Annotated in this window: 9 protein-coding genes and 1 pseudogene; 7 read left to right on the forward strand and 3 right to left on the reverse strand. The window is 71.6% G+C overall.

Annotated elements, in window-relative coordinates:
- Positions 1 to 5: 5 nt before the first annotated feature.
- Genes OG440_RS37405 through OG440_RS37415 form a run of 3 tightly spaced genes read left to right on the forward strand, consistent with a single transcriptional unit; the run spans position 6 to position 3,785 of the window.
- On the forward strand, positions 6 to 302 hold the full coding sequence (locus OG440_RS37405; RefSeq protein ID WP_406011195.1) for a sarcosine oxidase subunit delta: 297 nt from the start codon (positions 6 to 8) through the stop codon (positions 300 to 302).
- Positions 299 to 3,184 carry a sarcosine oxidase subunit alpha family protein gene (locus OG440_RS37410; protein ID WP_406011196.1) on the forward strand — a complete coding sequence of 962 codons (2,886 nt, stop codon included), beginning with the start codon at positions 299 to 301 and terminating at the stop codon, positions 3,182 to 3,184. Before OG440_RS37405 ends, OG440_RS37410 begins: the two co-directional genes overlap by 4 nt.
- Entirely contained in the window at positions 3,177 to 3,785 is a 609-nt protein-coding gene (locus OG440_RS37415; RefSeq protein ID WP_406011197.1) for a sarcosine oxidase subunit gamma, read from the forward strand. Before OG440_RS37410 ends, OG440_RS37415 begins: the two co-directional genes overlap by 8 nt.
- A gap of 132 nt (positions 3,786 to 3,917) precedes the next feature.
- On the opposite strand, the gene OG440_RS37420 is transcribed toward OG440_RS37415, so the two are convergent.
- Positions 3,918 to 4,322 (reverse strand): type II toxin-antitoxin system PemK/MazF family toxin, encoded by a 405-nt coding sequence (locus tag OG440_RS37420; protein WP_406011571.1) that lies wholly within the window; start codon positions 4,320 to 4,322, stop codon positions 3,918 to 3,920.
- A gap of 141 nt (positions 4,323 to 4,463) precedes the next feature.
- Between OG440_RS37420 and OG440_RS37425 the strand changes: the two are divergent.
- Together OG440_RS37425 and OG440_RS37430 are read left to right on the forward strand one after the other, a co-directional pair.
- Positions 4,464 to 4,653 (forward strand): annotated as a pseudogene (locus OG440_RS37425) (transposase); the annotation flags it as partial.
- 268 nt (positions 4,654 to 4,921) lie between these two features.
- Positions 4,922 to 6,535 (forward strand): FAD-dependent monooxygenase, encoded by a 1,614-nt coding sequence (locus OG440_RS37430; RefSeq protein WP_406011198.1) that lies wholly within the window; start codon positions 4,922 to 4,924, stop codon positions 6,533 to 6,535.
- 56 nt (positions 6,536 to 6,591) lie between these two features.
- On the opposite strand, the gene OG440_RS37435 is transcribed toward OG440_RS37430, so the two are convergent.
- On the reverse strand, positions 6,592 to 7,245 hold the full coding sequence (locus OG440_RS37435; protein ID WP_406011199.1) for a ScbR family autoregulator-binding transcription factor: 654 nt from the start codon (positions 7,243 to 7,245) through the stop codon (positions 6,592 to 6,594).
- A gap of 286 nt (positions 7,246 to 7,531) precedes the next feature.
- On the opposite strand from OG440_RS37435, the gene OG440_RS37440 reads away from it, so the two are divergent.
- Positions 7,532 to 8,383 carry an NAD(P)H-binding protein gene (locus tag OG440_RS37440; protein ID WP_406011200.1) on the forward strand — a complete coding sequence of 284 codons (852 nt, stop codon included), beginning with the start codon at positions 7,532 to 7,534 and terminating at the stop codon, positions 8,381 to 8,383.
- Positions 8,384 to 8,590: 207 nt separating this feature from the next.
- Here the strand turns inward: OG440_RS37440 and OG440_RS37445 are convergent, their stop codons facing one another.
- Complete coding sequence (locus OG440_RS37445; protein WP_406011201.1) at positions 8,591 to 9,475, reverse strand: ScbA/BarX family gamma-butyrolactone biosynthesis protein; 885 nt, start codon at positions 9,473 to 9,475, stop codon at positions 8,591 to 8,593.
- Positions 9,476 to 10,814: 1,339 nt separating this feature from the next.
- Here OG440_RS37445 and OG440_RS37450 point away from each other — a divergent pair.
- Positions 10,815 to 11,735 (forward strand): BTAD domain-containing putative transcriptional regulator, encoded by a 921-nt coding sequence (locus OG440_RS37450; protein WP_406011202.1) that lies wholly within the window; start codon positions 10,815 to 10,817, stop codon positions 11,733 to 11,735.
- The last annotated feature ends 429 nt before the right edge of the window (positions 11,736 to 12,164 follow it).

The raw sequence follows: 12,164 nt of genomic DNA on the forward strand, positions 1-12,164 counted from the left end.
ACACCATGCTGCTGATCACCTGCCCATGGTGCGGTCCGCGCAACGAGACCGAGTACCACTACGGCGGACAGGCCCACGTCCCCTACCCCGAGAATCCCGCCGACCTCACCGACGAGCAGTGGGCCGAGTACGTCTTCTACCGCGACAGCCCCAAGGGCCCCTTCGCCGAACGGTGGATGCACAGCACCGGCTGCCGCCGCTGGTTCAACGTCCTGCGCGACACCGCCACCTACGAGGTGCTCGCCGCCTACCGGCTCGACGAGCCCCGCCCCGCACTGCCCCAGGCCGGAGGGAACCGATGACCGACCAGCGATTCCGGCTCCGGCAAGGAGGCCGCGTCGACCGTGGCACCACGCTGCGGTTCACCGTCGACGGGCGGGAACTGACCGGGCACCCCGGCGACACCGTCGCCTCGGCCATGCTGGCGAACGGACTCGTCGAAGTCGCCCCGTCGATCTACCGCGGCCGCCCGCGCGGTCTCGTCGCCGCAGGTGTCGAGGAGCCCAACGCCCTGCTGCAGCTGGGCGGTTCGTGCTCGGAGGGCATGGTGCCGGCGACGGCCGTGGAGCTGCACGACGGACTGTCGGCCACGACGCTGTCCGGGATGGGCCGGCTCGACCCGAACCCGGACCCCGCCCTCTACGACAAGAAGTACGTCCACACCGACGTCCTGGTCGTCGGCGCCGGACCGGCCGGGCTCACCGCCGCCGCGGCTGCCGCCGGTTCCGGCGCCCGCGTGATCCTCCTCGACGACCAGCCCGAGCCCGGCGGTTCGCTGCTCTCCGGGTGCACCGAGACCGTCGGCGCCCAGACCGCCCTCGCCTGGGTCGCCGAGGTCCGCGCGGCACTCGACGCCGCCCCCGAGGTCGTCGTCCTCCAGCGCACCACGGCGTTCGGCTCGTACGACGACAACTACGTACTCGCCCTCCAGCGGCGCACAGACCACCTCGGAGCCGACGCCCCCGAGCCGTCCACCGGTGTCTCGCGCCAGCGGCTGTGGCACATCCGGGCCCGCCAGGTGATCCTGGCGACCGGCGCGCACGAGCGCCCGTTGGTCTTCGCGGGCAACGACCGGCCCGGGGTGATGCTGGCCGCGGCCGTCCGCTCGTACCTCAACCGGTACGCCGTGGCCCCGGGTTCGCGCGCCGTGGTCAGCACGAACAACGACAGCGCCTACGACACGGTCGCCGACCTCCACGCCGCCGGCATCGCCATCGCCGCCGTCGTCGACGCACGCCCCGAACTGTCCCACCGCGCCGCCGAGGTCACCGTGGCGACCGGGGCCCGCGTGCTGACGGGCAGCGCCGTGGTCGACACGAGGGGCAGCGGCCGGCTCACCGGCGTCACCGTCCAGGCCCTCGACGAGGACGGCCGACTCGCGGGTGGACAGCACACGTTCGACTGCGACCTGCTCGCCGTCTCGGGCGGCTGGAGCCCGGTGGTGCACCTGCACAGCCAGCGCCAGGGCCGGCTCCGCTGGGACGAGGACCTGGTCGCCTTCGTCCCCGACGGGACCGTACGGGACCAGCAGGTCGTGGGTGCGGCACGCGGCACGTACGACCTCGACGGCTGTCTGGCCGAAGGGGCGCGAGCCGGTGCGCTGGCGGCGACGGAGGCCGGGTTCCCGGTCGCCGTACCGGCACCCGCCCACGCGCGGTCCGCAGGCCCGACCCGCGCCCTGTGGCTGGTGCCCGCCCCCGACGGCGAACCCGGCACCTGGGACACCCACTTCGTCGACCTCCAGCGTGACGTCACCGTCGCCGACGTCTGGCGGTCCACCAACGCGGGCATGCGCGGCGTGGAGCACGTCAAGCGCTACACCTCGCTCGGCACGGCGGGCGACCAGGGCAAGACCTCCGGTGTCAACGCGATCGGTGTGATAGCGGAGGCCCTCGGCGGCTCACTGGGAGAGATCGGCACCACGGCCTACCGGGCGCCGTACACGCCGATCGCCTTCGCCGCCCTCGCCGGCCGGGAGCGCGGCGAGCTGTTCGACCCGGAGCGCACCACCTCTCTCCACGGCTGGCACGTCGCGCACGGCGCGCAGTTCGAGGACGTCGGCCAGTGGAAGCGCCCCCGGTACTTCCCCCTGCCCGGTGAGGACATGGACACGGCCGTGGCCCGGGAGTGCCGGGCGGCCCGTGAAGGGGTGGCCTTCATGGACGCCTCCACTCTCGGCAAGATCGAGATCTGGGGCGCGGACGCGGGCGAGTTCCTCAACCGCGTCTACACCAACGCCTTCAAGAAGCTCAAGCCCGGCCTCGCCCGGTACGGCGTGATGTGCAAGCCCGACGGCATGATCTTCGACGACGGCGTGACGCTGCGACTCGACGACAACCGGTACTTCATGACCACCACGACCGGCGGCGCCGCCGGCGTCCTCGACTGGCTGGAGGAGTGGCTCCAGACCGAGTGGCCCGAACTCGACGTCCACTGCACATCGGTGACCGAACAGTGGTCGACCATCGCGGTCGTCGGCCCGCAGTCGCGCCAGGTCGTGTCCCGACTGGCGCCGGACGTGGACCTGTCCGCCGAGGCGTTCCCCTTCATGGCCTTCCGCGAGACCACCCTGGCCTCCGGGATCCCCGCCCGCATCTGCCGGATCTCCTTCTCCGGTGAACTCGCCTACGAGATCAACGTCTCCGCCTGGTACGGCCTGGCCGTCTGGGAGCAGGTCCACGAGGCGGGCCGGCGGTACGGCATCACCCCGTACGGCACCGAGACCATGCACGTCCTGCGCGCCGAAAAGGGCTACATCATCGTCGGTCAGGACACCGACGGCACGGTCACCCCGCAGGACGCGGGCATGAGCTGGGTCGTCTCGCGGCAGAAGGACTTCGTCGGCAAGCGGTCGTACTCACGCGCCGACACCTCACGCACCGACCGCAAGCAGCTGGTCGGCCTGCTGCCGACGGACCGCACGACCCGGCTGCCCGAGGGAACCCAACTCGTCGCAGAGGACGTGCCGATCACCCCCGAGGCCGGGCCGGTGCCGATGCTCGGCCACGTCACCTCCAGCTACCACAGCCCGGCCCTCGGCCGCCCCTTCGCCCTCGCCCTCGTCGCCGACGGGCAGGCGAGGAAAGGCCAGATCCTGCTCGCCCCGGTGGGGGAGACCCTGGTGCCCGTCGAGGTGACCGACTTCGTCCTGTACGACCCCGAAGGGACCAAGCGAGATGGCTGAGCCGACGATCGACGCACGGGTGAGCCCGCTGGCGCACCTGGCGGGCAGGATGCGCGCCGCCACGGTCACCGGTGACCGCGGCGTCACGCTGACCGAGTGGCCGTTCGTCACCATGGTGAACCTGCGGGTCGCCCCCGCTTCCGAAGCGGCCGACCGCATCGGGAAGACCTGGGGCGCGCCCCTCCCCAGCGAGTGCGGCCAGACCACGACGACCGGCTCCTGCACGGTCGCCTGGCTCGGCCCCGACGAGTGGCTCGTGCTGTCCCAGACCGAAGCCGGCGCTGTGACCGCCGAGTTGCGGGAGGCCCTCGGCACGGACCCGGGCTCCGTCGTGCACGTCTCGGCGAACCGCACCACGCTGGAGCTGAGCGGCCCGGCCGCCCGGCAGGTGCTGGAGAAGGGCTGCCCGCTGGACTTGCATCCCCGGTCCTTCGCACCGGGCCGGGCGGTGTCGACGACGGTGGGCCCCGTGGCGGTGCTGCTCTGGCAGGTCGACGACACGCCCACGTACCGGCTGTTCCCGCGGTCCTCGTTCGCCGACTACCTGGCCCGCTGGCTCATCGACGCGATGAGCGAGTACCAGGGCCCCGAGGTCCCCTGATGGCGCGCAGCGCGTTCGACCTGTACTCGATCGGCGTGGTCTCGATGGTGAGGTCGCCGAGGCGGCAGGTGTCCAGCGGGGATCATCTCGTCCGGGATCGCCCATGCCGTCGCGGGTCGGCTCCTCCTCCGTCTACCCGAGTTCACCGCGACGGAGGGCGTCCCTCATCTCGCTGAGCTTCGCGGTCGTTGCCGGGGTCGGCTCCTGTGCTTGTTCCGCGAGTCGGAGGGCATCGTCGATCTCGCTGAGCTTCCTGGAGGACAGGACGGTCGCCCGCTCCATGAGGTCGTCCCGGGACACGGTGGTCAGCCACGTGCACGGGGTGAAGCCCGGACGCGGAAACGCCAGCCGCAACACACCTTCGAGCGGCAGCCCTTCACCGGCGCCGACCGGCACTTCGATGCCCAGATCGCTGATGTCGAAGCCCGCCGGAGCGACGACCTGCATCACCTGGAACCCGGACGCGTCGTCTCCTGACAGCACTACGACCAACCTGCGCTCGTCGAACTGGACCCACCAGACTTCGCCACGTTGCACAAGCCCTCCGATACACAGGACGGCAGGCAGACGCTGCGCGACCTGACGCGGTGTGGAGACGGGTGTGGCCACCGTTGATCATCGGTGTGCGAAGACGAACGATCATGCGGTGGCCGCAGGTCACAGCGTAGACCCTGCCTGCTGGTCGGGAGGGCGAAGTGGGATGCCGACCAGGTCCGCGACGAGGTGGGTGTCCACGTGGTGGAGCATCTGCACGATGACGCCGACGGTGCTGGTGGTCGACGAGACCGGCGACGTGAAGAAAGGCACCGACACCGTGGGAGTCCAGCGGCGGTACACCAACACCGCGGGCAGGATCGGGAACGCCCAAGGAACGCGGCACCGGCCACGTCCTCGCGGGCCTGCTCGCCCGAAGTCACCACAGACGCCGGGAGGTTTCACGCCGCCATGTCGACCGGGATCACCGGGCGGAACGCGTGGGGTCGGCTGGGCGCGATTGTGCGCCCCGGCGAGGAACCGTCTGTCCGGTATATTTTCCGCTGTTCGAACGTCGCGTGCGCGCGTGCGTGTGCCGCGGGGCGGGGGCGCCGCCTGTCGGGTGGTGCCGGCAGAGGGCGAGGACGAGGGGGTTTCGGGTGATGACGGGGGTTGTGCGGGCGCGGGTCGTGGTGGTGGGTGGGGGACCAGTGGGGTTGCTGTTGGCGTGTGAGCTGGCTGCGTTCGGGGTGGAGACGGTGGTGCTCGAGGCGCGTGAGGAGGTGAGTGGACAGCCGAGGGCGACGACGCTGCATGCGCGGACGGTCCAGTGCCTGTCCCGGCGCGGCTATCTCGGTGTCCTCGCGGACGCGGGACCCGATGCCGGGCGGAGCACCGGCGCGGGACTGGGTGCCGGAGCGGGGCAACTCCCGCGTGCGGGTGGGGTGTCGGGGGGAAGCGCATTTCATTTCGCGGGGATGGCGGGGTTGGAGATCGAGGTACCGGCGGGGGAGCCGGTTGCGGTCGTGAAGTGTGTTCAGGCGGATCTGGAACGGTTGTTGGAGGTACGCGCCAGGGGTGCGGGTGTCGACGTTCGGCGGGGGCACCGGGTGCACGGGGTGGAGGAAGGGCCGGACGGCGTGCGGGTCGAGGCCGCGGGGCCGGACGGGCTGATGGCCTTCGATGCCGATTTCGTGGTGGGGGCGGACGGTGCGCGCAGTGTGGTGCGCGAGCTGGCCGGTTTCGCTTCGCGGACGTGGCCGGCGACGGTGTCGGCGCTGGCGGGGGATGTGCGGCTGGAGCGGGTGGACGCGTTGCGGCCGGGCTGGCACCGCACGGCGCGGGGCTGGATCCTGGCCAAGGACGCCGGCGACGGTGTGACGCGTCTGCGGACGCTGAACTGTTCAGGTGCGCATCCGGACCGGCACGCGCCGCTGGGCCTGGAAGAGCTGCGCGCGGAGGTGTCCTTCCTCGCGGGGCGGGACATCGCGATGGGCGGACCGCGGTGGCTGAGCCGGTTCAGCGACTTCTCCCGACTGGCCTCGTCCTACCGGAAGGGGCGGGTTCTGCTGGTGGGGGATGCGGCGCATGTGCATTTCCCCATCGGGGGGCAGGGGTTGAGTACAGGCTTGCTGGACGCGGTCGGCCTGGCCTGGAAACTGGCCTTCACCGTGCGGGGAGCCGCGGGCGAGGGCCTGCTGGACAGCTATGGCGCGGAGCGCCGGCCGGCCGCGCGACGGGTCATCGATCACACGCGCGCACAGCTGGCGCTGATGCGTCCGGACCCGGAGCTGGACCCGTTGCGGAACCTGTTCGGGGAGTTGATGGCGCGGGGCGGGGCGGAGGGCGCGGTCCTGGCGTCGATGGTCAGTGCCCAGGACACGGTGCTGCCCGCGCGCGGTGCCGACGCCTCGCCGTGGGAGGGACGGTTCGTGCCCAATGTGGTGCTGAGTGCGGGGCAGGACCGTACCGATGTCGCCGGTCTGCTGGGCGAGGGGCGGCCGCTGCTGCTGCTCTTCGGGGAGCGGGCGGGCCGTTACGCGGCGCAGGTGCGGGCGTGGTCCGGGCTGATCCGGGTGGTGCGGGCCGAGCCGGTGGCCGAACTCGACTGCGAGGCGCTGCTGATACGCCCGGACGGGTACGCGGGCTGGGCGGCGGAGGGCGGCGAACTGGACGCCGCCCTGCAGGCGTACCTGGGCCCTGGTGAACGCGTCGAGGCGGCGGGGGAGCTGACGTCTGGTGTGGTGGCGGGGGAGTCGGTGGCGGTGGCGGACTGATGGCGGGAGGGTGGGCCTGTCTTGGTGGTGGGGTGAGGGGTGAGGAGCGCGGGGCGTTAGTGGGTGGGTGCGGGCTGGTTCTGGAGTTCGTTGTGGACGTGGGGGCCTCTGGATTCGGTGATATCGACGGCGGCGAGGACGGAAGGGACGACGATGCTGGGGAGGGTGTGACGCAGGAGGGTGGTGACGCGGTGAGGGAGGTCTTGGTAGTTGGTGAGGGCTTGGGACATGGCCTGGATGCCGGCGAAGGAGCCCACGAGGACGTCGGCGGTTTCGGCGGGGACGATGTGCGGCATCAGTTCGCCTTGCGCCTGTGCCTGTTGCAGGAGGGTGGTGCCGACGTTGCTCCAGCGGTGGAAGGGGGCGCTGCGGTCGAGTCCCTGGGCCTGCTGGTCGAGGGCGAGGCGGACGCCGGCGCGGACCAGAGGGTCGGTGCGCAGACGGTGGGCGTGCAGGACGACGGTGTCGACGAGTTGCTGGATCCTGCAGGCGCGTGGGGGGATGGGCAGGTCGTGGTCCTGTTCGTGGATGACGCCTTCGGCCAGGTCTTCCTTGGAGGGGAAGTGGAAGTACAGGGCGCCTTTGGTCACTCCGGCGGTGGTGAGGATCTCGCTGATCGTGGCGGCCTGGTAGCCGCGCTCCTCGAAGACCTTGGCGGCCGCCGTCAGGATCGTCTGCCGGGTACGGATAGCCCGGTCCTGCTTCACCAATTCCCGGCCTCTTTCTTGTCGGTGAGCCCGGAGACCCAGTAAAAAAACCGTCCAGTTCGTACATTACAGGGGGTGTCTTTCATACAGCATCCCCGGATGTATCGGATTCAAGGAGACCGCGGGAAGCCGCGGCGGGAGCGGGAGGGACGGTCATGCACGGCGACGGGGCACGGGCGCGGGGGGTGTCGCGCTCAAGGGGGACAGGGCGCGCCGCGGGGCGAAGGCGGACGGTGATTACGGGTGGCCGTGCGCGCGCGGGGTGGGCTGTGGGTGTGGGGTGGTGGGCGTGATTTTGGTGACGGGGGCCACGGGAACCGTGGGCGGGGAAGTGGTGCGCCGGCTTCCGGCCGGGGTGCGGTTGCGGATCATGGCCAGGGATCCGGCGAGGGTGACGGGCGCGCCACCGACGGCCGAGACCGTGGCCGGCGACTACGAGGACCCGCAGTCGCTGAACCGGGCGCTCGCGGGGGTGCACACCGCCTTGGTGGTGACCAATCGTGCCGGGGGCGGCGACGACGCGACGTTCGCGGCCGCGGCGCGCCGGGCGGGTGTGCGGCGGCTGGTGAAGCTTTCCGCGGCGGCGGTCCTGGACGCCGGTGCCGACGATTTCCTCACCCGCTGGCAGCGGGAGGCCGAGGAACAGGTGCGCGGCTGCGGTCTGCAGTGGACCCTGCTACGTCCGCGCGCGTTCATGTCCAACGCGCTGGGATGGATGGCCTCGGTGCGCGGCGAGCGCACGGTGCGCGCCCTGTACCCCGCCTCGCCCAACGCCTGTGTGGATCCCCGCGATGTCGCGGAGGTCGCCGTACGGGTGCTGACCGAGGAAGGACACGCCGGGCGCGCCTACACCCTGACGGGGCCGCAGGCGCTTACCGCGGCCGAGCAGAGCGAGGAGCTGGGCCGTCTCCTGGGGGTCCGGCTGCGTCTGGTGGAACTGACCCCGGAGGAGGCCTTCGCAGCCTGGGCCGAGCGCTATCCGGCACCGGTCGCCGAGGCCCTCCTGCACAGTGCCGGGCGGCAGCTTGCGGGTGCGAAGGCCGGGGTCGAGGACACGGTCCGTGAGGTGACGGGCCGTCCGGCGCGTTCCTTCGCGCAGTGGGCCGAAGATCATTTGGGGGCGTTCGCCCCGCCCGGGTAGCTGCCCCGGGGTAGCCGCATGCCTGTCCGCCTGTCCGCCTGTCCGCCCGCCTGGCTCGCCCGGGCAGGGGTGTGCCGTGCCTGCCCCGCCTGGTGCGGAGGGCCTCGCCCGTGCGGTGCGCGCCGGGCAGTTCCGGCGTGGGGTGGCGCGGCCCCGGCCCCGCGTGGCGCGGCACCCGGCCGCAGCACAGGACGCGGGACGACGGGGTTATTCGGTGGGAGGGGCCATGGTCACGGTGGAGCGGAATACTGCGGCGCCGTCCTGTTCGGCGGTGACCTCGACGGTATCCCCGTCTTCGGGGTTCGGCGGTGCGGTGCGGTGCGCTTCGATGGTGCAGGGTGTGTCGAGTTCGGTGTAGCGCAGGAATTGGCTGGTGATGCTGAGCGGCAGGCAGGCTCGTCCAAGGGTGGCGGCTGTGGCCTGGCGGGCGGCTTCGAGGAGCACCATGCCGGGCACGTGGTCGACGGGGTGGTCGAAGAGCACGGGGTGGCGGGTGTCGACCCGCAGCTGCCAGCGGCCGGGCAGGCCGGTCGGTGACAGCACGACGTCCGCCGGCGAGGTCCGCCCCACGCTCTGCGGGGGCTGCGCGGTGCTCAGGGTCGGCGTCCGGGACTGTGCGTTCTCGGTCAGCCGGGCGGCGCGGAGCCGCTGGTAGACGGCCGGCGCGATGCAGGTGAACGAGCCGCCCCCGGTCGCGGCGAGGTGGCCCTCACGGTAGATCTCCACCGCGATGCGGCAGCCGGTCAGGGCGCCGCCGCGGCGCCGTCTGACCTGCGAGCAGCGGACGTCGATCTCGAGGGAGGCCGGTACCAGGCCAACCCGGACGTGACGGGGCCGAACCTGCACGTCCAGGTCCTCCACCAGCAGGTGGTGGCCCAGCGGCACGCCGAACTCGGCGTGTGCGAGCAGGATTCCGGTCTGCCGGATCGTCTCGGCGGCGATCAGCGGATCGTGGCAACCGTCCACGGCGGAGAAGAAGCTGTGGCCGCGGGGCCACTGGGCGGCGACGGTGAAGCGGGACTCCTCCACCCGCGCCCAGTCGGTGAGCAGGACCTCGGCGACGCTGGCGCGGTGGACGAACTCCTTGGGCACGGTGGTGGTCAGGCTCGGCGGGAGGGCGTCGTCCCCGGACCCCCGCGGCGCTACCGCGCCGGCCTGTGTGTGTACTTGTACTTCGCCGGATATCGCACGGTGTATACGGAACGCGCTCGCAGACATAGCTCCCCCTGAGCCGCCTCGGCCGTGAAAAACGAGGGGCAGCCCCCTCGGAAACCGAAGATACATACCAGCCGGTTTACTTTCCACCGGGAAGGTGCAGCTCCGCTCGCACGGTAAAGGGAGTGATGTACTCCAGGATTTTCAAGTGATCATCCGTTGAACCACGAGGGACGCTGGAGCTGCGGGTCTTGGGGACCGTACGGACGGTCCGGCCGGGGGCCGACGACCGCCGGCCGTGATGCGGGAGGGGCATTCCGTGCCGTAGCTCAAGCGATTTCAGAGCCATTCTTGAGTGATGTTCCGGGCGGAGTGATGGGACGTGATGGGAAGGGCGGAGAGGGTTGAGGCGCGCACGCGCCGACGCCGCCGCGCCGCGGCATCGGTTCCCGGGAGAGCCTGCCGTCGGTCCCTGAAGGTCCATGAAGAACTCCCGGCCCGGCAGCTCGGCCCGGGTACCTGTCGTCCAGGTTCCAGTTCGCTGCGAATGTCGACCCCGGCTCCTCATGGTCGAGTTCACCCTCGTGCATCAGGCTGCGAGATGCCCCCCGCCGATTGCGTGTCGTAGCGCTCGGAGAGCCCCGCCCGGGCAGAGGGCAGCGCGCCGGAGGGCGTCCTGGTGCCCTTGAGTGACCGGGTCGAAGGACCCTGGGAAGAGGGCTCGCATGATCGAAAAGAGTACCAAGTGGGCGTCCCAGGCAGTGGAGTTGAAGTGCCAGGGAAGCCAAGTCATCAAGATCAAGCGTGGCGGTCGTAGGCGGTTGTGGCGGTTTGGGTTGGGGTGGTCGTGTGTTGGCGCCGTTTTTGCTGTTGTGGTTGTCGGGTGGTGGTGGGTTGGTGGACCGGTGGGGTGGCTGGTTTTGGGTGGGGTGGTGTGGTTTGGGGGTGGGTGGGGGTGGGGGTGGGTTGTTTTTTGGCCGTGTGTTTTCGGACTTTGGGTGGGTGTTTGTTTTGGCTGTTCTGTGGGGGGTGGGGGGTGGGGGTTGGTGTGGGGTTGGGGGTTTGTCCTGGCGGGGGTGGGGTGGGGTGGGGGGTGGGTGGGGGTGGGGGTGGCTGGTTTGTGTGGTCGTGGTGGGGTGGGGGCGGGCCGGGATTGACAGACCGACTGTGCTGTTTTTTTATCGGGGGGTTCGAGTGACAAACAGAGCACCGGGCGCCTGGGTGGTGGTAGTTGCCCGGGAGTTGCGGTCTGTGGCCTGGACTCATGGGGGAGTTTGTGGACATCGAAGTGCTGGGTGCGTTGTCGGTGTGGGTGGGTGGGGTGTCGGTGGTGCCGACGGCTCCGAAGCCGCGGCAGGTGTTGGCGTTGTTGGCGTTGAATGCCGGTCAGACGGTGCCGGTGGCGGCGTTGGTGGAGGAGTTGTGGGGGGTGGTGCCGCCGCGGAGTGCGCGTACGACGTTGCAGACGTATGTGCTGCAGTTGCGTGAGTTGATCGGGGCGGCGTTGGCGCGGGGCGGGCAGGAGCGGTACACGGCCGGTACGGCCGGTATGGCTGGTACGGCGAAGGATGTTCTGGTGACGGTTCCGGGGGGTTACCGGTTGGTGGTGGGGTCGGGGAGGGTGGATTTCCGGGAGTTCGGGCGGCGTGCGGGTGCGGGGTATCGGGCGGTGGACGCGGAGGATTTCGCGGGTGCGGCGCGGTTGCTGGCGGATGCGTTGTCGTTGTGGAAGGGGTCGGCGCTGGCGGATGTGCAGGCGGGTGCGCGTATCGAGATGGAGGTGCGGCGGCTGGAGGAGGCCCGGTTGTGCGCGCTGGACCAGCGGATCGAGGCGGATCTGCGGCTGGGGCGCCATCGTGAGTTGCTGCCGGAGCTGACGGTGATGGTCAACCGGTACCGGATGCATGAGAGTGTGCACGGTCAGTTCATGCTGGCGTTGCACCGCTCGGGGCGGCGCAGTGAGGCGCTGGAGGTGTACCGCAGGCTGCGGACGACGCTGGTGTCGGAGCTGGGTTTGGAGCCGTCGGCGGCGCTGAGCCGTCTTCAGCGTTCGATCCTGATGGCCCGCGCCGAAACACCCCTGCCCACGGCAGCGGCGCCGGCGGCAGCGGGCGCGGGCGCGGGCGCGGGCGCGGGCGCGGGGGTGGCGGGTGTATCCGTCGCGGGTGAGCGCCGGCTGGTCGCCCGCACCCACTGACCCGCCACCCGCCGCCCGCCACCCGCCCGCCGGCCGCCGCCCACTGACCCGCCGCCCGCCCGCCGCCCGCCGGCCGCTGACCCGCCACCCGCCGCCCGCTGACCCGCCGGCCGCTGACCCGCCACCCGCCGCCCGCTGACCCGCCGGCCGTTGGTCCGCCACCTGCCACCTGCCACCTGCCACCTGCCACCCGCCGCCCCGCCGCCCCGCCGCCCCGCCGCCCCGCCGCCCCGCCGCCCGCCGGCCGTTGGCCCGCCGCCCGCTGCCCCGCCGCCCACTGACCCACTGACCCACTGACCCACTGACCCGCCGCCCGCCACCCGCCGCCCGCTGGCCGCCCGCCCGCTGACCCGCCGCCCACCCGCCCGCCCGTCCGCCACCCGCCCGCCACCCGCCCGCCGGCCGCCCGCCCGCCGGCCGCCCGCCCGC

It is taken from the genome of Streptomyces sp. NBC_00637 (assembly GCF_045161545.1).
Lineage (GTDB): Bacteria > Actinomycetota > Actinomycetes > Streptomycetales > Streptomycetaceae > Streptomyces.

Coding starts and splice junctions, on each gene's coding strand:
- OG440_RS37405 (WP_406011195.1), top strand. CDS start 6: ATGCTGCTGATCACCTGCCCATGGTGCGGTCCGCGCAACGAGACCGAG.
- OG440_RS37415 (WP_406011197.1), top strand. CDS start 3,177: ATGGCTGAGCCGACGATCGACGCACGGGTGAGCCCGCTGGCGCACCTG.
- OG440_RS37430 (WP_406011198.1), top strand. CDS start 4,922: ATGACGGGGGTTGTGCGGGCGCGGGTCGTGGTGGTGGGTGGGGGACCA.
- OG440_RS37410 (WP_406011196.1), top strand. CDS start 299: ATGACCGACCAGCGATTCCGGCTCCGGCAAGGAGGCCGCGTCGACCGT.